Raw genomic sequence first — 21,890 nt, 5'->3', positions numbered from 1 at the left:
AATATTTTTATTGTAAATGTACTGAATTATTAATTAGTTGGCAATAATACTGGCCCAGGATAAACAGCAGGATTTACTAATGGAATACTAGCCTCATAGTGTTTGTTGATTACGCGTAGTATCTCTGCAGCAATAAAGGCATAACCTCTTTGATTTAGGTGCACCCCATCTAGTGAAAACATCACTGTATTTAGATTCCCCATTCCTTTGAAATAATCTGCTGTATAAATTTGACCATCTTCTACTCTTAATCCAGCTACAGCTTTATTAAGCAAGTCATTCATATCAGCTACGGCTAAATCCTTACTAGCGGCCACTTGTTTGATAATCGTATTGAAAGCAACTGTTGCTGTCTTAACTTTTTGTTGTTCTACCGTATTTAATACAAATTCATCTCCGATTGGAAAAGACACGCCTTTTTTCAACAATGCATCCATCACTGGACTTCCTGTAGATACAGGTAATGAAGCGCCTATTTGAGATTTACTAGTCAACAACATTAAATCCTTAGCAGTTGCATGTCTTGCTTGACCAAATGACATTGCTATCATTTTTATTTGTGCTGGAGTCAATTCAATAGGAAATTGTCCTGATGCTACTGCTTGTGTAATTCCATATTCCAACACAGGAGACATATCTGCTAGCGTTTTATCCTGAATTAATAGTGGATTAGCCGCTTCTTTAGAGATCAATTGAAACCTATCGCCTTGTCCTTGGCTGCTCAAAATCACTTTGAACATCCCTATCAATCCATTTAATTTATCAATATTTTCAACACCAATCAATTCTGGCGTTAATGGATTATAAGGTACCGTTGTGAAGAATGGAATTGCCGTTACATCAGGTACGGTAGCCAATACTCCTTTTGCTCCATTTGCTGTCAATGCATTAGTAATATCACCATACACCTTTTGAAAAACACCTACGTGTGTTATATCATTACCACCGTATTTACTAGGGTCTAATCCACCTACTTCATTTTGATCTACTCCCTCTCCTCCAGAGGTTGCATATGACAATACATCATTTGCCCCAATCCAGTTGGTAAAGAAAGTTGGTTCTAATGAAAGAGCGTCTCCTAACACCGTTGCATTCTCAGAGGTAGCCGTACGCACAAAATAAGGATTTGCTTTACCTACCGCTAATCCTGCCATACTACCATAGCCTGGTGCTACGACATGAAACGTCTTAGCTCCTGGTACACCTGCATTGTGATAAGCTGTTTTTTGTTGTTTAAACACTTCGATTGTCGACTCTCCTTTAATGTTTTCTGGTCCTCCCGTTGACATATTGATAATCATTTTTGTCTTAAAGCTAGGATTACCTACTCCATTAAAAAGCAAGCCTCCGACATCATTAACATCGTCCGCAAACGAAGGCTGAGTAAACTCGCCTCCTCCAACAACTTTGAATTGACCTGCTAATATAGCTGGAAACGAGTTAGACTGACCCGACTTATATACCGTACCATCCATATATCCCGCTGTCAATGAATTCCCTATCGCTACATACGAAGAAAAATCAGCCTTTCCAGGATAATAGGTGTTTGAGTCAATTTTTTCACTAATCTCTGGTTTACAGCTCACCATTAAGGCTAAAGCTGGCAACACTAATAAATATCTTTTTTTCATGATTGTTTTCTTTTAAAGATTAAAAACTATAGCTTACTCCTATACCTCCACTTGTCACAGCGCTTCTGTATGTTCCTCCAAAAGAAACATTCTGCCCATCTTCATTAAAGTAATCGTACGAGTTGTTTGTATCGCTAAAGTGTAAGTAACTAAACACTACATCTACACCTAAACCATTTTTAAACTTATAAGTAAGTCCTCCTGTATAAGCACGAGAATCATTACGCGGTGTCTCTGGTGCAAAATAACCATCTTGTACAGGGCTCTCATCATAGTACCAACCAGCTCTCAAAGACAACTGATCATTTACAGTATACTGAGCTCCCAAACGATAAGTACTTGAATCTTTATAATTACGTGGATTCACAGACGTACCTAATGGGCTATCGACAAAATCTATCACTAAAGCATCGTAAATTTTCCAGAAAGTACGATTGTAATCAAAAGCAAACAACCACTTATTCCATTCATACGAAACCCCTACAGACAACTCTGCTGGTAATGGCATCTCTGCCGTTATCGTTCCATCTTTAAATAAGCCTTGCCCAAACGCTGGTACATCGTGAAACTTTGCTGTTCCTGCCGTTTCCTTCATGATAATCTTTGAACGGTAATTCATCCCTACGCGTAAATGATCGTCGAAATTAAATAAATATCCCGCTGACCATCCCCAGGCAGTTACATTCTTCGCTTCAATCGTCACGTCTGTTTTATTCCCTTGCTCATCAGCCATACTACGAGATACGTTTCTGTTAAACGTTACACCTCCATTTACAAAGATTGGCCCTCCACCAAAACTAAAACGCTCACTTACCTTTATTGCTACTGTTGGTTGAAAATAGAATGCCTTTAAGTCAATATTATTAACTAAATGCGCTCCTTGCCAATCTTTATCCCAATCCACTGCACTTCCGTATGGAGAGTAAACTGCCAAACCTATTGACAACCAATCTGTCGCCTTATAAGCTCCATAAGCGTAAATTGGTGTACCTACATTACGCGTTTCGTTTTCCCAACCATATGTCTTATTCTGAAATTTTGTGTCTGCTATAAGCACATTTACTCCAGCAGAGAAACTCCATTTATCCTTCAAATAAACTGTTGCTGCAGGGTTAAAGAACACTGATTCTGCTCCATTCACTACAGCCACACCTGTATGTCCCATTGCAAGTTGTTTGTTTCCTTGCATTGCAACTCTATATCCTCCTGCATAAGCAGAATAAGATAACAAAGTAATAAGGGATAATGATATAAACTTTTTAACCATAATCTAAGTATTGTTATAATTTGTCTAATTTCAAATATATACAGATATTATAATTTTACAAATTTTTAAGCCTTATTTTAACATATATAAAAAATAAAATAAATTTTAATTAAATAAAAACAACATTCACTTTATAAAATAACCTATATTTTAACACAGACATGAAAAAATAGCAATACAAACTTTAAGAAAGCACCCTAAAAAATCAGCCCCTAATTACATTTTTTTAGTATTTTTACTCGTCACTTTTACTATCTTTAGTACATCTACTACTGAAAGCTATCGCTACCTTCTTGTGTGATTCTCAACCACACTTCACACCAACTAAAATTCAATTAACCACCACCTCTTCTCATCAAAAAAAAAATGAAAAATTTTTATCAAGCCTACGTGCACAATTCATCGTTTTTATGCAGATGATTTAGACATGCATAAAAGATGGTTGGGATATGATCGGGATATTTTGAATGAAAATATTCCGACCATGTCCTGACCATATCCCGACCATTAGGAAGGCGAGCTGTCTTGTACGACTATAGCTGTACAGTTTTAGTCAATAATTTTATCTTATTTTACACATTGGTTTATAGATATAAAAAAAGCTACTTCTCTGTTTGAAAAATAGCCTTATATGAAGTTTACACTGTTTACCTACCTGTTTAGAAAGGAGTGTACTATATCGTAAAACATTTGCGGATTCTCAGCATGCAACCAATGTCCTACTCCTGGTATCGTTTCAATCACTGCTTGTGGAAAATGCTCATGAATTAATTCAAAGTCACTTTCTTGAATATAGTTTGATTTTCCACCGCGAATGAAAAGAGTTTTTCCTTCATACACGCCTCCATCAGCTAATCCTTCACCAACTACCTCAGGATGGCTAGCAAACACATCAAGATTAAATCGAAAGGCTAATTGACCTGGTTCTTTCCAATAAAGACCTTTCATCAAAAACATACGAGTACCTGCATCAGAAATCATACTACTAATAACTGCATCTACTTCTTGACGACTAGGCTTTTCATCAAAATTAACTGCCTGCAATGCTTCTATGATCACTTGATGATGCGGATCATAAGCCCTTGGCGATATATCAGCTACTATTAATTTTTCAACACGTGACGGGTATTTTACAGCCAAGTTCATCGCTACTTTCCCCCCCATTGAATGCCCTAATACAATAGCATCACACATAGCGTGATAGTCCATATAACGAATAATATCTTCGACCATATAATCATACGACCAATCCTCCGAATGAAAACTTCTACCGTGATTGCGCAAATCTAATAAGTGAACTTCATACCCCAACTCAACCATCTGTTTTCCAAAAGTCTTCCAGTTATCAGATGTACCAAAATAACCGTGCATCACAATTAACGGAATACCACCCTCGCCTTCGATATTTGAATATAATACTTCTGCCATTATTGTAATTTTCTAATATACATATTCACTACATTCTCAATACCCAAATATAAAGACTCAGCAATCAAAGCATGGCCTATCGATACTTCTAACAAGTTAGGAATATTATTTTTAAAAAACTCGATATTATCCAAACTTAAATCATGTCCAGCGTTAATTCCAAGTCCTAATTCATTTGCCAATTCAGCTGCTTTAGTGTAAGGAATAATAGCTTTTTCATTACCTAAACTATATTGTGTAGCAAACTCTTCCGTGTATAATTCGATACGATCTGCTCCTACTACCTTAGCTCCTTCTATCATTTCCAATACAGGATCTACAAAGATAGAAGTACGAATACCTTGAGCTTTACACTCAGCAATTATTTCCTGCAAAAAGCCCTTGTGTTTAATCGTATCCCAACCAGCATTTGATGTCAGTGCATCAACCGCATCAGGAACTAAAGTAACTTGAGTAGGTTTACATTCAAAAACGAGTTGCATGAAGTTATCCATTGGATTACCTTCAATATTAAACTCAGTATAAACTACATCTACCAAATCCCTAGCGTCTTGGTAACGAATATGTCTCTCATCTGGACGCGGATGTATAGTCACACCTTCAGCACCAAACTTTTGCACATCTTTTGCTACTTGAAGTAAATTAGGAACATTACCCCCTCGTGAATTACGTAAAGTGGCTATTTTATTAATATTTACAGATAACTTAGTCATAGTTCAAAAAAATTATACGCAAAAATACAAAGTATAATTTACGTCTATTGATTAAATTTGATTATTTTGCACTGAATAAAACTATCTATTAAATATGTTTTCAATAAAAGCGGAATTCTTTGTTTCTCCGACGTTCTTTTCTCTTCATTCAAAAGCAGAGGAATGTATGTCGTATTTAAGAGAAACTAACCTGACGCATTTACCAATCGTAGATGAGTCAAATCTGTTTTTAGGAAGCTTATTAGCAGAAGATATCGAGACCCTGGAAGATAGTGACACACTGGAAGAACTAGGTTATGAACTAGAACACTTTCAACTAATCTACGCAAGTGATATTAGCTTATTTGAAACACTGAATCTATTCAGTAGTAATGATACTAATATTTTGCCTGTTGTAGATAGACATCGAAAATTAGTTAGTCTAGTACTAAAAGACCAAGTCCTTTCCTTTTGGAATGAAACAACCTTCATCGATGAGCCAGGAGAATATATTGTCGTATCTAAAAAATACGACACCTATAGCCTATCTGAAATCACACAACTCGTAGAAAGCAACAATGCCAAACTATACGGTATTCTGATTTTGTCACGAGAAGAAGATTACACCTATATCTTATTAAAGACAAATCAGATAAACACCAACGCTATTTTAGATGACCTACGTAGGCATGGCTATATAATCGATTCGAATAATATTGACGATATGTATCGCAATGAATTAAAAGAGAGATCAAACTACCTAAATAAATACATGAATATATAATGAAGTTTGCAATTTATGGACAAACTAGTAAGCCAATTGTACAAAATATTATACTAAGGCTTCTAAATGTTTTTCAAAACTACGAACATCAAATAGTCTTTGAAGAAGCATTTTACAACTTACTTAAAAACAACAATATTCTTTCAAAAGAATATGACATTTTTGGTAAGAATACAGAATTGAGCGCAGATACTGATTTCTTTATTAGTATAGGTGGGGACGGAACAATGTTGAGGGCAGCAAACTTTATTAAAGATAAAAACATACCTGTGATAGGTATCAATGCAGGCAGACTAGGTTTCTTGGCAAATGTGCAACAAGATGAAATAGAGAAACTACTACCCAATGTTTTTACACGTAATTTCAAATTGTCAAAAAGATCATTAGTTAGCCTTCAATGCAATCCACCCAAAAACAATGATTTTGAAATTCAATATGCTTTAAACGAGATAACAGTTTCACGAAAAAACACGACTTCGATGATTACGGTAGATACCTATCTTGACAATGAATTTCTAGCATCTTATTGGGCTGATGGATTAATCATTGCTACACCATCGGGATCGACAGGTTATTCACTTAGTTGTGGAGGACCAATTATCGAGCCAGAGACAAATTGTTTTGTGATCACACCACTAGCACCACACAATCTAAATGTACGCCCATTAATTATTAGAGATAATCTCGAGATAAAATTAAAAGTGAGCAGTCGTGAGAAAAAGTTCTTATTATCCTTAGACACAACCACAAAGACAGTGACAAACGAGACTGAAATCATTATTTCAAAAGCACCTTTCACAATGGATTTGGTAGAGTTTCCTTCACAGAGTTTTATCAAAACCTTGCGAAACAAACTACTTTGGGGAGAAGACAAAAGAAATTAGTCCCCTAAACGTTTATACTTTTTTCTCAAAAGATACGTTTACTAATGGATAACATGGTTTTAATTGCACTATTAAATATCCAAAAAAGGTTAATTAAAACTCAATATTAGTATATTTGTAGCTTATTTTAATAAAATGAATAGAATTTTACTCTCTTTAGTATTACTATTATTTGCCAATCTAGCCCATGGACAGATTCATGAAGTTGGTGTTGGTGTTGGTGGGGCTAATTACGTTGGAGATATAGGTTCTACTCAGTTTATTAAACCGACTGATGTTTCATTTAATTTATATTACAGATTAAACAGAAGCCCCCGTCACTCCTATAGAGTAAGCTACACACATAATAAAATAAGTGGCGATGATCTAAAGTCAAGTATCCCTTCTCGCAGAGAAAGAGGGTATCAATTTGACAATAAAGTTGAACAATTGGCAGTAGGAATAGAGTTTAATTTTTTCGAATTTGACCTACACGAAGAAAAGTTTGCCATAACACCATATATATATGCTGGAGTATCAGGCATACGATATACAGACTTATACTTCAAGCCTTTCGAACAACCAATTGAGGAAGAAATACACATTGACAAGGTAGATTTAGTAAAAGATAAAAAGAAAAATTCTTTTGCAATTCCCTTTGGCGGAGGAGTAAAAATACGAGCTACTCCACAGTTAATTATCAATGCAGAAATCATTGCTAATTATACATACACGGACAATCTAGATGGTAGTCACCCTACAGGTTCGTCAAAAGAATATTACAGTTTTGGTAAAAATGGAAACGATTGGTTTTTTTTCACAGGTATATCTATCAGTTATACCTTCGGAAAAAACCCATGTTATTGCGCAGATTAAATAAATGGATTGGAAAGAACACATTGACGTAAATAAGTTACCTCAACACTTGGCTATCATTATGGATGGTAATGGTCGTTGGGCAAAAAAGCAAGGTTTTTTAAGAACAATAGGACACGAAAACGGAATTAAATCAGTACGTTCTACATTAACAATGTGTGCTAAATTGGGTATAAAAAACCTAACATTATACGCATTTTCAACAGAGAACTGGAATAGACCAAAATTCGAAGTGGACAAGCTAATGGAAATATTAGTTAAATCCCTTAAGAAAGAATTACCTACTTTTATTGAAAATAAGATTTCGTTAAATGCAATTGGCAACTTATCATTACTGCCAGATAAAGTTCAAAAAAACTTACAAGAAGTAATTGATCAGACTAAAGATTTAGACAAAATGACCTTGACTTTAGCACTCAGCTATGGCTCAAGAGCAGAGTTAGTTGAAGCTGTGAAAAAAATTTCTTTTAAAGTTAAAAATAACTTAATTTCGGAAAGTGATATAGATGAAACAATTATTAATGAGCATCTTTACACGAATGGTCTACCTGATGTAGACCTGCTAATTAGAACCAGTGGAGAACAAAGAATAAGTAATTTCTTGTTGTGGCAGATAGCCTATGCAGAGTTATATTTTACTGAAGTACTTTGGCCAGACTTCACAGAAGAAGAATTAGCAAAAGCCCTTCTTACATTTCAGAATAGAGAAAGAAGGTTTGGAAAAACGAGTGAACAAATTAAATAAAAAACGAATATAATGTTTCAAAAAGGAACCTCTCTTTTTGCACTGTTTATTGCTGGATTAATCTATGCGAATGCACAAGCACAAGACAGTTTAAACATTCCTACTTATGAAGCTCCTAAAACTTATACTTTAGGGGACGTAAAAGTAACTGGAAAATACAATTACAATCCACAAACAGTTATCACTTTTACTGGACTAAGTAAAGGACAAGAAATAACAGTACCTGGAGAAGAAATATCTGATGCTTTAAAAAAGCTTTGGAATCTTGGATTCTTTACAGATATCAACATTTATGAAACATCAATCGTAAATGATACTATTAACCTAGAGTTGAGTTTAAACGAATTACCACGTTTAAATAGCGTAAAGATTAAAGGCTATAAGAAATCAAAGTCTGAAGCATTAATCAAAGAAGCTAAAATAACTAAAGGTAAGATCGTAAATGAAAACTTCTTATCAACGACAAAATACTTCTTGTTAAACAAGTACAAGAAAGATGGTTACTACAATACGAAAGTTACCTTAAACACAGTTCCGACTGACTCTACAAATAGAAGAGTAGATTTAGTTATTGGAATTGACAAGGGTAAAAAAGTTCGTATTTCAGAGATCAACTTCGAAGGAAATGATAAACTAGCAGATAAAAAGCTTAAAAAAGCAATGAAGGATACAAAACAACGTAGTCCTTTTAATCCATTGCGTCTATTTAAGCCTTCTAAATTCATTGCGAATAAATACGAAGAAGATTTAGATAAACTAATCGAGAAATATAAAGAAAGTGGATACCGCGACGCTCGTATTATCACTGATTCTACAAGTTACAACCCAGAAACGAATAGAATTGCCATTGATATTAAAGTAGAAGAAGGTAATAAATACTACTTTGGAGATATCCGATTTATCGGTAACTCTGAATATCGAAGTTCAGATTTAAAAAATCTATTAGGTATCAGTAAAGGAGATGTTTACAACGGTGTATTACTTAGTAAACGTATTGCTGACCCTACAAACCAAGATGGTAACAACATCAGTGATTTATATCAAAATTCAGGATATTTATTCTCACAAGTTACACCAGTAGAGGTTAAGACAGCTAATGACACGATAGATTTTGAGATACGTATCATGGAGGGACCTATTGCTAAGTTCAATAACATCACGATGTCAGGGAACCACCATACACATGATCACGTAATCCAACGCGAGTTAAAGACACGTCCAGGGGAAACTTGGAGTAAGGCTCTTGTTATGGAAACAATGCGTAGATTATCTCAATTACAAATCTTCGACCCACAAGCTATCGTACCAGATATCAAGAATGCTGATCCAGCATCTGGAACCGTAGATTTAAACTGGGTAGTAGCAGAAAAAGGATCGAGTCAAGTAGAGTTACAAGGAGGATATGGTGGAGGTGGATTCATCGGTACGCTGGGTCTTTCTTTTAACAACTTCTCTTTGAGAAATATATTTAATAAAGAGGCATACAAACCATTCCCAATGGGAGATGGTCAATCGTTAGCACTTCGTTTACAAGGAAGTAGTTACTACCAGACATATAGCTTAAGCTTTACAGAACCATGGTTTGGAGGAAAAAAACCAGTGAGTTTCTTCGGTACAGTGGCATATAGTAAACAAAACCTATACGACTACTACAGCCGTCGTACAGACCGCAGTAGAGGATTTAATATTACGACTTTGTCATTTGGTATGGCGAAGAACTTAAATGTACCTGATGATTATTTTGTGTTATCACATACATTGAGTTTCCAATACTATGACATGAATAATTATAATACAGGTCTATTTACATTTGGAGATGGTTCGTCACGTAACTTATCATACCAGATAGAACTTAGACGAGATAACCGTGGTATGGATCCAATTTTCCCTACTTTTGGATCACTATTTAGTGTAAGTGGTAAATTCACACCGCCATATTCATTATTCAACAATATTGATTACACAACATTAAAAGACCAACAAGAATACAAGTTAAAATCAAAAGCAGGAGCTATAGATCCTTCTACAGGCTTACCAATGCCAGAAGGGACATATATCAATAGTAGTGGTCAACCAGTCTATGATTGGAAAGATGCAGCTGCAGACCAAAGTAAAATCGATCAAAAACGATTCAATTGGTTAGAGTATTATAAAATCAAATTTAAAGGAGATTGGTATACAACTATCTATGACAAGCTAGTATTAAGAACCGTTGGAGAATTTGGTTTCATGGGATCGTATAACGACAAAAGAGGTATCGTACCTTTCGAACGTTTCTACTTAGGTGGAGATGGGTTAGCGAATTTCTCACTAGATGGTAGAGAAGTAATTCAGCTTAGAGGGTACCAAAACCAAACACTAACACCAATAAATGAAAGAGGAGAACAAATTGGGGGTACTATTTACAACAAATTTTCGTTAGAGTTAAGATACCCAATTACATTAAAACCGAGTGCATCAGTTTATGTATTATCATTTGCTGAAGCAGGTAACTCATATGATACATTTAAAAACTATAAACCATTTGAGTTAAAAAGATCTGCAGGATTAGGAGTTCGTGTATTTATGCCTATGTTTGGTCTATTAGGAATAGACTTCGGTTATGGATTTGATCCAGCACCAGGACAACCACAAAAAAGTGGATGGCAAACGCACTTTATCTTAGGTCAATCGTTCTAATGTAGTTCGATAAAAAATGAAACAACATGAGACTTGTATTAGCTTCTATTATTTGTATATTTACGACATTAACAATGTATCCACAGGGCGGAAGTGCTCGGATAGCATACATTGATATGGAATATATATTAGGGCAGACACCTGAATATATAGAAGCTACTACAGCTCTTGATGCTAGAGCCAATCAATGGAAGTCAGAAGCTGATAAAATGCAAACTGATATCCAAAAGCTAAAAGATGAATTAGCAACTGAAAGAATTCTCTTAACAAGAGAACTCATTGAAGAAAAAGAAGAGGAAATAGCAATAAAAGAAGCGGAGCTTTATGAGTATCAGCAAAAGCGATTCGGTACCAAAGGAGATTTAATTACTCAAAAAGTAATGTTATCCAAGCCAATCCAAGATCAAGTTTTTGCTATTGTTGAAGACATCACAGAAGCTAGGAAATTTGATTACGTTCTTGATAAAAATACAGAGTCCACTATGGTACTTGCCACAAAAAGGCACGATATTAGTGATCTAGTTATAAAGCGTATGGCTACTGCAAGACGCAAACAAAATATGACTAGAAAGCAAGTCAAAGAAGTAGAGAAAGAAGAAAAGCTTGAAGACGAAATGGCACTACGTCAAAGTCGTCGAGAAGAACAGCAAAGAAGAAAGGCTGAAGCTGATCGACTATTAAGACAAGAAGAAAAGAAAAGAAAACAGGAAGAAGCAAACGATCCTAATTCTTTACGAAAAGAAGCTATTCGCCGTCAGCAAGAAGAAAGAGAAAAGGAAAGACAAGCAAAACAAGAGGAAAAGCAAAGACAACGTTTAGAGCGTATCGAAGCCCAAAAAGCAATCATTGAGCAGAAGCAACTCGAAATGGAGCAGCGACGTCAAGAAGCTCAGCTTGCTAAAGAAAAGGCAATAGAAGATCGCAAAAAACAAATTGAAGAGCAAAAAGAAGAACTTCGACGCCAACGAGAAGAACGCGATCAGTTGATTCAAGAAGAACTAGATCAAAGACGTAGTGAAGCCCAAAGCAAGTCTAAAACAACAAATACAGTTGATATTGAAAAGCTAAGAGAAGAAAGACGTATAGAGCTAGAGAAAAAAAGAGAAGAAGCGCGCCAACAAAAAGAAGAGCAGAAAAGTAAACGCGAAGCGGAAATAGCGGAAATAAAAAAACAACAAGAGCTGAGAAGACAAGAAGCTCTAAAGAAAGAAGAAGAAAGAAAGCGTCGTATTCAAGAAAAAATAGAAGAAAGAAAAAAAGAAATTGAAAGACGTAAACAAGAAAATAAATAGAATAACTAGAACATTAATTATAGAAAATAAATCAAAAAAATCGAGTAACATGAGAAAAATGAAATCTTTATTAATTGCAGCAGCAATGTTTTTTGGAGTAAGTTCAACTGCTGTAATGGCTCAATCTAAAGTAGCTCATATCGACGTACAAGCTTTAATGGGAGACTTACCAGCAATGAAAACTGCAGATGCTGAATTGAAAAAAATGGGAGAAGGATTTGAAGCTAATTTCAAAGCTTTGGTTACTGAATACCAAACTAAAGTTCAAAAATATCAAGCTGAAGCAGCTACTGCAGGTGAAATTGAGAACGAAAAAAGAGCTAAAGAAGTAGGTGAAATGGAGCAAAAAATCCAAGAATTCCAAACTTCAGCTTCTCAACAATTAGAGCAAAAAAGAATGACTTTATTACAACCAATCATGGAAAAAGCACAAGCAGCTATCAAAAAAGTAGCTAAAGCAAAAGGATATGATTACGTAATGGATGCTACAGTAGGTGGAGGACTTTTAGTTGCTGATGGACCAAGCTTATTAGAAGATGTAAAAAAAGAATTAGGAGTTAAATAATCCTGATTATTTTAAACAATTAATACCAAAACCACTCTATGTATATAGAGTGGTTTTTTTTAAATTTGTACATGACTAAAAACAATCCCATAGGTTTATTTGATTCTGGCATTGGCGGGACAACAATATGGCGTGAAGTACACAAACTTCTGCCTAATGAAGATACTATATTCATTGGGGACCAGCTCAACGCACCCTATGGTATAAAGACACAAAGTGAAATCATAGCACTTTCACTTAAGAATGTCGAGTGTTTACTTCAATTGAACTGTAAACTAATAATTATAGCATGTAACACAGCTACAACGAATGCAATTAAAGAGATTAGGCAACAGTTTCAAGTTCCTATTATTGGAATAGAACCAGCCATTAAACCAGCTACCTCTTTGACAAAAACTTCTACTATAGGTGTTCTAGCTACAAAAGGAACGATTACTAGCGACTTATTCTCTTCTAAGTTAAAGTTATACCCTAATGTGAAAATAATTGAGCAAATCGGCTATAACATCGTTAACCTTATTGAAAGTGGTAAAACAAACACCCCTGAAATGAGAGCATTGCTCAAAGAATATTTAGACCCTATGATAGCTCAAGGTATGGATACATTAGTATTAGGTTGTACCCATTACCCATATCTCAAACCGATACTAACAGAACTACTAGGGGATTCAATAACAATTATTGACTCAGGTAAAGCTGTAGCTAAACAAACAAAAAATGTCTTACAAGATTTGGATTTACTTAACAATAAAACATCGATTGGAAAGTGCCTTTTCTACACCAACACAGATACCACCATTCTACAGTCTTTCCTTGATGATGGAGATATTGCAGAATACAAAAACTTCTAAATATAAAAGGTTGCTAAACATAAATTAGCAACCTTTTATATTTAACACGATGATTTTTTTCTCCAAATCTTTAAAGAATTACTCTTCTTTATACCAACTCGAATACATCACATAATTATTGGCAATTCTTTCTACCTCACCGCCAAATTCAGAAGCATTGATCTCTTTTACTTTTTTAGCTGGTACACCTGCATAAATTGCTCCAGACTCCACTACTGTATTCTGAGTAACAACAGATCCAGCTGCTATAATCGTATTACTGTGAACAACACAGTTATCCATAACAATTGCCCCCATTCCGATTAAGACATTATCATGAATCACACAACCATGCACCATAGCATTATGGCCAATTGATACATTATTTCCGATTATTGTAGGGTGTTTTTCATATGTACAATGAATAACTGCACCGTCTTGAACATTAACTTTATTCCCAATTGAAATTGAGTTCACATCACCTCGTATTACAGCGTTAAACCATATACTACATTGTTCTCCTAAGGTTACCTCTCCAACTATAGTTGCATTTTCTGCTATAAAACAATCCTCTGGTATTTGTGGTGACTTCCCACGTACTGCTCTTATAATCATATCTTGTAAAATAAAAAATCCCGATAAATATCGGGATTTTTTATTTTAATCTTTTACTGTTGGACAATTACAATCTAAACTTACACGTTTAGGAAATAAATTAACCCCTATTGTAAATTGATGGAAACCACTGTTTGTAAATTTCACATCACCGACTGGTTGAGTATACGCATAAGAAAAGGTAAAATTCCTATAGTTACCTCCTATAAGTGGAGTGAAGTATTGTAAACGCTGAGTTTTAATCTCACCTAATTTTTCATAATCAGCACCATTTAAGTTTGTACGGTAAGAAATACCTCCCCATAATCTTCCAAACTCAAATTGTCTATATACTTTCATATTAATATCGAAAGATAGTTCATCAAGCTTCTCTGTATATTGTATCAATGTAGATGGCTCATAAATCCAACCTGTCCCATATTTGGTATTCCCGAATGCATAACCAGCCCCTGCCATATACTTACGCAAGTTATTACTCTCTACATCAGAATATAAATTTGACTTACTAGTTACAGCATTCTTAACAGTCAACATCGAGAAGAAATTTTTGTAGTGATAAGCTGCTCCAACATCTACTGTAAAGTAAGAATCCTTTAATGTATTACTTCCATCAACATTCGGGTCAAATCCTCCAAACTCACTTTCATCAAGGGAGGTCCTAGCAAATCCTGCACTAATACCAAATGATAGTAAATGTAAGTCATATCTCGACTCACTAAAGGTCAAGTGGTAAGCATAGGTTCCCTTAAACCCAGCTTGTGAATGGTAACCATTCTTATCGTTATAAAAAACACCTCCTATAGCAGATTGATCATTTAATCTAGCACTCGCATTCAACGTCATCAAACGAGGAGCATCATCCACTCCACTCCACTGCTGTCTCGTGGTCATTCTTCCTTGAAGACTATTCTTAATACCTGCCATCGCAGGGTGTAAAAGATAATAATTATCTGCTAAGTACTCCGAATATACAGGCATTCCCTCTTGTGCCTTACCCAATTGAGCTACCAATAAAACTAAAACAAGGTAACCGTTTCTAAATATCTTATTCATATCAAATTATCTTTTTAAAGAGAAGTGTCCTTTATAGCTCATTTTTTGACCATCTTTTGGCTGTCCAGGTACATCGTTAGTAAACTCTACAGTAAACCAGTAATCGGTTGATGGCATTAGTTTTCCATTGAACGTTCCGTCCCATCCTTCTCCTTGAGAACTTAATTGTTTGATCAATTTTCCATATCGATCATAAATAGCTATTCTTGCTTCTGGATGCTTCATTAATCCAGGTATAGTCCATGTATCGTTATATCCATCACCATTTGGCGTAAAATATTTAGGATAACCAAAAACAGTAAAATCTGTATATGCCATACATCCTGATACGACATCTCTTACCCAAGCAGTATGACTTCCGATTGGAACATTAAGAAAGCGATTACTCATTTGAAATGCACCTGAATCAATAGCAAATTCATAATTGCCTGACAAACCACCTTTAGATCCAATCACAACCTCAGCTTCCCCATATTCATTCACGTCTAATGAATTAACCATACCCGTCGCATCAGCGTTTTCAACAAATACATTTATTAAATCTTTAACTGTCCATGAATGAGTAATAATACACGATGTTGTTCCTGGAAATGGCTCGTCTTGAAACCCTACAGAAACCATATAATCTCCTGCAATAGTAACTGCATAAGTCAACTGATCACCACTTTGAATAGTTTTCCAATAAGCATCGTTGTTTGAATCATACTCCCTTTTTGACCAAATTGCTTTTAATGGTCTATTTTTAACATCTTTTGATGTCACCCCTAATATAATTGGTGTTATTGTTCCTGTTTGTGAGTCCGCACACAATTGAAGCGTATTTTCTGAAGGGTATTTTTCTGTAACAGGTACTGTACTTAATGTGATATGAAACGAACTATAATTCTCTGCCAATGGACAATCAAATTCTTTCTGCATACCAACGCGTGCATAGATTGTAGGTGTTTTACCTCCCATTGGTATAGCATACTTTGTTACTAACGACTCATCCATTCTTACATCGTTAATTACATCTTGCTCACTAGCGTAATAATGCACTGTTAGTTTAGCTCCTTCAGGGTTTAGGCTTGGACCATATTGATCTGATTTCAATTTACCAATAAAATAAGACTCAGTCGTACGAAGATTAACATAATACTTCCCATCTGCTGAATTATCAACTTGACAAACATTAAAAGCACGATTATTAGCTACCTCCGTTTTTAATTTACTATATCCGATTGAAGCATAAAAATAGGCTGTATTATAACTACCAGTCATTAGATCAGTAACTCTTACCCAAATCTGTTTAGCCTCATTAATTTGTACTTCAATCTCTGCTCCTACTATTTTATTTTGCGCTTTTTCTGCATCATCCTTTGAATTAAAAAACTCTACAGTAAACTTCCCTGTAGGATCAAAGTTCGGATCCTTTATTTCATCTTCAGTTGCCAAAGTTCGACCATCAGCAATCTTAATCGTTTGTTCAGTCAAAGATAGCTTAAAGGAAGTCACATTACTATCACAGTAAGACACATTTTCTAACTCTGGAATATACGGTTTCTCTGTTACTTTTAACGCAACCATCTTTTCAACGTTAATACAGCTATTACGAGTCAATTTACTCTCTGCTCGTACATAGACAAAACTACCATCTAAAGTTTCATATGCTTCAGGAGAAGCAATAACATTCACTGCTCTTTCTGCATCTGACTTCGTCTTATAGAAACTAAACGTATAATAACCTACACTATCCCCAGCTACCACTAGCTGTTGTTTTGCTTTATTCAAATCAAAGATACCATAACGTCCATTAGCGTCTTCTTTACTTTGAACTACCTCTAGACTTGCTTGTACTGGATTTAATTCTAACGACTCCGTATACAAGGTAAAAGTATAACTACCTTCTTCTACAGTATTAAGCAATTTAATACGTGCTTCTATATCAGTATTATTTACTGCTTTAAAGTTATTCAAAGGTGACGTTATTTGAACACCGTTTTGAAACAGCTCAACTGTTTTTTGTCCATAGTATAATTCACCTATTAAACTAGATAAATTAAAAGTACCTTGTCCATTATCATCTTTACAAGCATACATATCTTGCAATTTCACCAATCGCTCTGATAACGTACAGTTTGCATCTTTAATCGTCAAAGTAAACTCTTCTACATTAGGTTGATCATTAGGATTTATAACCGAATACACACGCAACCATAACGAGCTGGTACCTGCTGTTGGACTTTGAATCTCTATTCTATCATCAGTCAATGGATTAGTTCCTGCATTAGCAGCTGCTTCTGTTGCATGAAAGCTATATTTATAACCTTTTGGGACAATTGCATTTCCAGAAGCATCTACAACACTTCCTGTAGCTTTATCTTTTAAGGCTTCACCTAAATAAACTACCATTTTATCAGATACTACTACTTTATTAGCATCTAAGCCAGGCACACATTGCTCTACATTGAATGGTTTTCCAAATACAACCTGGTTGGGCTGTTGCTGATCCGCTACAATAGCAATACTTGCTTTATTTAAATAATTTATGGATTTCGTTCCTGCCAAAGCACTCGGAGTGCTTGTAAATACAGAAAGAACAAAAAATAAAAGCCAGAAATTCTTGCTCATTTTATCGCTATATTAAAATTATTACTGCTTACTTATTTGTTAATTATATGTTTAAATAAACGTTATTCAAGACACATAGTAATTTTCTTTGTTAATTTTGAAAAAACTAAAATAATATGTCAAAAATACAAATTCAAAATACGTCTAACCCTACAATTATAAAATTTGTTTTACCTGATTTTATAACTAAAGGAGAAAACTTCGAATTCAAAAATATTGATGAAACGGCTAATTCACCATTAGCACGCGAATTATTCTATCTTCCTTTTGTTAAAACGATTTATATCTCAAATAATTTTATTGCCATTGAAAAATTTTCTATCGTTGAATGGGATGATGTAAAAGAAACAGTTGCTGATCAAATAGAACTATTTCTTGCTAAAGGTAAGAAAATACTAATTGATTCTAAAAAAGAAATAAAAAAGCAACCAATCACTATATACGCTGAATCAACACCAAATCCTTCTGTAATAAAGTTTGTAGCTAATAAATTATTAACAAAAAAGCACGTTGAATATAAAAATATCGACGAAACACAAACTTCAGACCTTGCCAAAGAATTGTTTAAACAATCTTTCGTAAAAGAAGTCTTTATTGATGAAAACTATGTTTCTATTTCTAAATTTGATGCTTACGAATGGAATGATTATATTCAATCCACTCGTTCATTCATCAAAGAATTTTTAGAAAATGGCAATCTAGCAGTTGATGAATCTCTTATACTGGATACTAAACAAGTAGAAGAGCAAGCTGATCAACACTTCGACGCTCTAGATGAAAAATCTCAACGAATCATCAATATTTTGGAAGAATATGTTAAACCAGCAGTACAAGCTGATGGAGGAAATATTGCTTTTCAAAAATACAACGAAGAAACCAACACGGTAAACGTTATCCTACAAGGCGCATGTAGTGGATGTCCTTCTTCTACTTTTACCCTTAAGAACGGTATTGAAAACATGCTTAGACAAATGTTACAAGACAATGATATTATCGTAGAAGCCTACAATGGTTAAATACACTCTGTTAAGTTAAAAGCACATTATTATTACAACATAAAAGGCAGTAGTAAACACAAGTTTGCTACTGCCTTTTTACTTTAGGTTATTTTATCCTAAACACTTAATTGTTCGCCTATATTTTTATATATCTAAGATTAAGTTAATTATTAATAGTCAATGATTTATCGATGTAAAATTACAATGCAGAACATCATAATTCAAAACAAAATCCATTAAATAGAAACAACGACTAATCTAACATTCAAACTACCTAAACTTCTCTAATAAACACAAAAAAAGAGGTTGTAAAAACAACCTCTCCTTCACTGTAATTAAATATATAAGATTATCTCATTCTTATGAACGATTTCCTCTTAACATCCATTTCAAAATTCTTAAACAATTCTAATAATCCGATTGTCGCTTTAATCAAGTCATCTGATTCAAACAAAATAGAAAAATACAATTTACTATTCTTCGGACTTGTTTCAGTCGTTCTAATACGAATAATTTGTTTTTGAATTAATTTATCAACTGTCGAAATAATCTCTTCTTTATTTGCAAGAATAGCTTCTATTTCTGAGTACTTCTCTTCTGAGAACAGTTTGATAATTTGATCAAAGAACTCTTGAAGTTTTTGATCGATTAACTTAAGGTCTCTAATCTGATTGAACTTAAGTTTTTTGTGATTATTATCAACGTGAGTTAAACTGTTTTGAGAAATAAAACTCACAGCCTTAATCATTTCTTGTAGATAACCCAATGTTACAACATAAAACTTACTTGCCTCTACTGATGTATCGTCTAAGTTTTTAATGAAGTAATAAACGTTACCGCGAAGGTTATCAACTTCTTTCTCTAATTTCTTTAATTTCTTTCTACTTTTCTTCAGTTCATTAATATCTTGAAGAGCAATAGCATCAATTACTACAGTATATTGTTCATTTACACGAGTAAGAACATTGGCAATCTGAGTCGAACTTTCAGCAGCTACACCTTGTATATTTACAACATCTACACGGCTTAATTGCGCTTCCTCTAATTCTTTTTCTTTCTCTTTTCTTCTGTGAACTTTATTACTTCTATAAAGTAGGATCCCTACAATAATCAACATTAACACAAGTGAATATACTTCACCTATTTTTAAGATATATGCAGTTACAAATGAAGCAAGGAAAGCAACAATACCTGTTACAAACCAACCTCCAATTACATTAAATACACCCGCTACACGATATACTGCAGAGTCTCTATCCCATGCTCTATCTGCAAATGATGTACCCATTGCTACCATGAACGTTACATAAGTAGTTGACAAAGGTAGCTTCATCGAAGTACCTATCGAAATCAATATACTTGCAACCATTAAGTTAACTGAAGCACGTACCATATCAAACGCTGGTTCATCTTTTGCTGCTCTTTTTACAGTAACTGCAGGTTTCTCGAAACGTTTGTCTAATTTTAATTGAAGTGATTTTGGCAATACAAAATCAATCATATTCCCCATAAATACAGTACCTCGAACAATAGAACGTGATAGCACATTAGAATCAAATTTCTCTTCTGTACCTCCAGCATCTTGTCTAGCTAAGTTCATTTCTGTCTCAACTACAGCTTTTGCTTTTTTAGAAGTCCATAGCGTTACTACCATGATTATTCCTGCAATCAATAAGAAATAGAACGGAGCTACTACACTCTCTTCAGCCAGCACTCCCATCATAAATTCATCTGCTCCCATTCCGGATGCTTGGAAGAATCCAAACGATTGGAATGCAGCGATTGGCACACCAATAAAGTTCACCAAGTCGTTACCTGCAAAAGCAAGAGCTAAGGCGAATGTACCTATAACAATGATAACACGTAAAATATTTATTTTAAATACGCTTACTAGTAATTGTGAGATAATCGTCCAAATAACAAAGCTAATTGCTACAATTGTCATTTGATTTTCTTTAATCCACAATGTTGTTTCTTTACTTAAGAAACTAGCTCCTTTAAGTCCTTTAATCAAGATAAAGAAGGTAATTGCAGTAATCGCTATACCACCAAAAATCCCACCAAAAGTCTTTAACTTCTTGTCTATATTAAACGTAAATACTAGTCGAGACAAATACTGTACAATCGAACCTATGGTAAAAGATAGTAGTACTGACAATAGAATACCTACTACAATCTGAGTTGCCTTAGCCGTATTAATATATTCCGGCAGCGTATCCCAACCTGAACCGCTGTTTACAATCTTAATAACTGCCAAACAAACTGCTGACCCAAGTAATTCAAATACAATTGATACTGTTGTTGAAGTTGGTAACCCTAAAGAGTTAAACACATCTAACAAAAGTACATCCGTAATCATTACGGCGAGGAATATGATCATTACATCGTTAAACGTAAACATCTTGGGGATAAAAATACCACTTCGGGCAATCTCCATCATACCACTCGAAAATAAAGCTCCTACCAATATACCTAAAGAAGCTACTATCATAATAGTTTTGAAAGTTACTGCTTTTGAACCTATAGCCGAGTTCAAAAAGTTAACAGCGTCATTACTAACTCCTACAGTAATATCAATAATCGCTAGAACTGCCAATGCGATAAGCATTACGATAAAAATCTGTTCCATTAATCTAAATATTTAATTATAAGTGAGCTGCAAATTTGATTATAAATCTGAAAACCTATGTTAAGTCAATGTTATGATTTAAGCGAAAACAACACCTCTTAACAAAAACATTTTTTAGAAAATTACTACCTATCTACATTTACTATTATAGCCTTGATTTAAAAGAGAAAACCAGTAGTCATTCAAAAAAAAAACAATAAGCTATTATACAGACATCAGAAAAAGTGTTTTTACGTTTTTTTCTAAGAAAAACATTAACTTACCTCCCTTTCTCACATCAAACAGATATGCAGATACATCTTATAAATCCGGTTATTTAATACTTTATTGGGC

Annotated in this window: 17 protein-coding genes; 9 read left to right on the top strand and 8 right to left on the bottom strand. The window is 34.4% G+C overall.

What is annotated here, in order from left to right:
- Positions 1–29: 29 nt before the first annotated feature.
- From GJV77_RS01935 to GJV77_RS01920, 4 genes are all read right to left on the bottom strand, one after another.
- A complete protein-coding gene (locus tag GJV77_RS01935) occupies positions 30–1,631 on the bottom strand; it encodes an SGNH/GDSL hydrolase family protein (RefSeq protein WP_155034670.1) in 1,602 nt (533 codons plus the stop codon).
- 19 nt (positions 1,632–1,650) lie between these two features.
- Entirely contained in the window at positions 1,651–2,898 is a 1,248-nt protein-coding gene (locus GJV77_RS01930) for an OmpP1/FadL family transporter (RefSeq protein WP_155034669.1), read from the bottom strand.
- Positions 2,899–3,549: 651 nt separating this feature from the next.
- Complete coding sequence (locus GJV77_RS01925) at positions 3,550–4,326, bottom strand: alpha/beta fold hydrolase (RefSeq protein WP_155034668.1); 777 nt, start codon at positions 4,324–4,326, stop codon at positions 3,550–3,552.
- The gene (locus GJV77_RS01920) at positions 4,326–5,039 is read right to left on the bottom strand and encodes a pyridoxine 5'-phosphate synthase (protein WP_155034667.1); all 714 of its coding nucleotides are present in this window, start codon (positions 5,037–5,039) and stop codon (positions 4,326–4,328) included. Before GJV77_RS01920 ends, GJV77_RS01925 begins: the two co-directional genes overlap by 1 nt.
- A gap of 94 nt (positions 5,040–5,133) precedes the next feature.
- Here GJV77_RS01920 and GJV77_RS01915 point away from each other — a divergent pair, with 94 nt between their 5' ends.
- From GJV77_RS01915 to murI, 8 genes are all read left to right on the top strand, one after another.
- Positions 5,134–5,802 (top strand): CBS domain-containing protein, encoded by a 669-nt coding sequence (locus GJV77_RS01915; RefSeq protein WP_155034666.1) that lies wholly within the window; start codon positions 5,134–5,136, stop codon positions 5,800–5,802.
- On the top strand, positions 5,802–6,686 hold the full coding sequence (locus tag GJV77_RS01910) for an NAD kinase (RefSeq protein ID WP_155034665.1): 885 nt from the start codon (positions 5,802–5,804) through the stop codon (positions 6,684–6,686). The genes GJV77_RS01915 and GJV77_RS01910 overlap by 1 nt, the downstream gene beginning before the upstream one ends.
- Positions 6,687–6,821: 135 nt before the next feature.
- A complete protein-coding gene (porG, locus tag GJV77_RS01905) occupies positions 6,822–7,541 on the top strand; it encodes a type IX secretion system protein PorG (RefSeq protein ID WP_155034664.1) in 720 nt (239 codons plus the stop codon).
- Between the two features lie 4 nt (positions 7,542–7,545).
- On the top strand, positions 7,546–8,286 hold the full coding sequence (locus tag GJV77_RS01900; RefSeq protein ID WP_155034663.1) for an isoprenyl transferase: 741 nt from the start codon (positions 7,546–7,548) through the stop codon (positions 8,284–8,286).
- Positions 8,287–8,298: 12 nt separating this feature from the next.
- Positions 8,299–10,965, top strand: a complete 2,667-nt coding sequence (gene bamA / locus GJV77_RS01895) for an outer membrane protein assembly factor BamA (RefSeq protein ID WP_155034662.1) — start codon at positions 8,299–8,301, stop codon at positions 10,963–10,965.
- A gap of 26 nt (positions 10,966–10,991) precedes the next feature.
- Positions 10,992–12,257 (top strand): OmpH family outer membrane protein, encoded by a 1,266-nt coding sequence (locus GJV77_RS01890; RefSeq protein ID WP_155034661.1) that lies wholly within the window; start codon positions 10,992–10,994, stop codon positions 12,255–12,257.
- Between the two features lie 49 nt (positions 12,258–12,306).
- Complete coding sequence (locus tag GJV77_RS01885; protein ID WP_155034660.1) at positions 12,307–12,822, top strand: OmpH family outer membrane protein; 516 nt, start codon at positions 12,307–12,309, stop codon at positions 12,820–12,822.
- A 71-nt stretch (positions 12,823–12,893) separates the two neighbouring features.
- Complete coding sequence (murI, locus tag GJV77_RS01880) at positions 12,894–13,673, top strand: glutamate racemase (protein ID WP_155034659.1); 780 nt, start codon at positions 12,894–12,896, stop codon at positions 13,671–13,673.
- Between the two features lie 78 nt (positions 13,674–13,751).
- On the opposite strand, the gene GJV77_RS01875 is transcribed toward murI, so the two are convergent.
- From GJV77_RS01875 to GJV77_RS01865, 3 genes are read right to left on the bottom strand one after another with little or no spacing between them, the layout of a single operon-like run.
- Positions 13,752–14,267 carry a gamma carbonic anhydrase family protein gene (locus GJV77_RS01875; protein WP_155034658.1) on the bottom strand — a complete coding sequence of 172 codons (516 nt, stop codon included), beginning with the start codon at positions 14,265–14,267 and terminating at the stop codon, positions 13,752–13,754.
- A gap of 45 nt (positions 14,268–14,312) precedes the next feature.
- Positions 14,313–15,320 carry a PorP/SprF family type IX secretion system membrane protein gene (locus tag GJV77_RS01870; protein WP_155034657.1) on the bottom strand — a complete coding sequence of 336 codons (1,008 nt, stop codon included), beginning with the start codon at positions 15,318–15,320 and terminating at the stop codon, positions 14,313–14,315.
- 6 nt (positions 15,321–15,326) lie between these two features.
- Positions 15,327–17,930: a T9SS type B sorting domain-containing protein gene (locus GJV77_RS01865; protein WP_155034656.1), complete on the bottom strand. Its 2,604-nt coding sequence runs from the start codon at positions 17,928–17,930 to the stop codon at positions 15,327–15,329.
- Between the two features lie 116 nt (positions 17,931–18,046).
- Between GJV77_RS01865 and GJV77_RS01860 the strand changes: the two genes are divergently transcribed.
- Positions 18,047–18,946, top strand: a complete 900-nt coding sequence (locus tag GJV77_RS01860) for a NifU family protein (protein WP_155034655.1) — start codon at positions 18,047–18,049, stop codon at positions 18,944–18,946.
- Positions 18,947–19,277: 331 nt separating this feature from the next.
- Here the strand turns inward: GJV77_RS01860 and GJV77_RS01855 are convergent, their stop codons facing one another.
- The gene (locus GJV77_RS01855) at positions 19,278–21,557 is read right to left on the bottom strand and encodes an inorganic phosphate transporter (protein ID WP_155034654.1); all 2,280 of its coding nucleotides are present in this window, start codon (positions 21,555–21,557) and stop codon (positions 19,278–19,280) included.
- Between the last annotated feature and the right edge of the window lie 333 nt (positions 21,558–21,890).

Origin of the sequence: Myroides pelagicus (assembly GCF_009711055.1) — a bacterium.
Lineage (GTDB): Bacteria > Bacteroidota > Bacteroidia > Flavobacteriales > Flavobacteriaceae > Flavobacterium > Flavobacterium pelagicum.
The sequence above is the reverse complement of the archived record's forward strand: the minus strand, read 5'-3'. Positions and strand labels throughout refer to the sequence as shown.

Coding starts and splice junctions, on each gene's coding strand:
- GJV77_RS01935 (WP_155034670.1), bottom strand. CDS start 1,631: ATGAAAAAAAGATATTTATTAGTGTTGCCAGCTTTAGCCTTAATGGTG.
- GJV77_RS01930 (WP_155034669.1), bottom strand. CDS start 2,898: ATGGTTAAAAAGTTTATATCATTATCCCTTATTACTTTGTTATCTTAT.
- GJV77_RS01925 (WP_155034668.1), bottom strand. CDS start 4,326: ATGGCAGAAGTATTATATTCAAATATCGAAGGCGAGGGTGGTATTCCG.
- GJV77_RS01920 (WP_155034667.1), bottom strand. CDS start 5,039: ATGACTAAGTTATCTGTAAATATTAATAAAATAGCCACTTTACGTAAT.
- GJV77_RS01915 (WP_155034666.1), top strand. CDS start 5,134: ATGTTTTCAATAAAAGCGGAATTCTTTGTTTCTCCGACGTTCTTTTCT.
- GJV77_RS01910 (WP_155034665.1), top strand. CDS start 5,802: ATGAAGTTTGCAATTTATGGACAAACTAGTAAGCCAATTGTACAAAAT.
- porG (WP_155034664.1), top strand. CDS start 6,822: ATGAATAGAATTTTACTCTCTTTAGTATTACTATTATTTGCCAATCTA.
- GJV77_RS01900 (WP_155034663.1), top strand. CDS start 7,546: ATGGATTGGAAAGAACACATTGACGTAAATAAGTTACCTCAACACTTG.
- bamA (WP_155034662.1), top strand. CDS start 8,299: ATGTTTCAAAAAGGAACCTCTCTTTTTGCACTGTTTATTGCTGGATTA.
- GJV77_RS01890 (WP_155034661.1), top strand. CDS start 10,992: ATGAGACTTGTATTAGCTTCTATTATTTGTATATTTACGACATTAACA.
- GJV77_RS01885 (WP_155034660.1), top strand. CDS start 12,307: ATGAGAAAAATGAAATCTTTATTAATTGCAGCAGCAATGTTTTTTGGA.
- murI (WP_155034659.1), top strand. CDS start 12,894: ATGACTAAAAACAATCCCATAGGTTTATTTGATTCTGGCATTGGCGGG.
- GJV77_RS01875 (WP_155034658.1), bottom strand. CDS start 14,267: ATGATTATAAGAGCAGTACGTGGGAAGTCACCACAAATACCAGAGGAT.
- GJV77_RS01870 (WP_155034657.1), bottom strand. CDS start 15,320: ATGAATAAGATATTTAGAAACGGTTACCTTGTTTTAGTTTTATTGGTA.
- GJV77_RS01865 (WP_155034656.1), bottom strand. CDS start 17,930: ATGAGCAAGAATTTCTGGCTTTTATTTTTTGTTCTTTCTGTATTTACA.
- GJV77_RS01860 (WP_155034655.1), top strand. CDS start 18,047: ATGTCAAAAATACAAATTCAAAATACGTCTAACCCTACAATTATAAAA.
- GJV77_RS01855 (WP_155034654.1), bottom strand. CDS start 21,557: ATGGAACAGATTTTTATCGTAATGCTTATCGCATTGGCAGTTCTAGCG.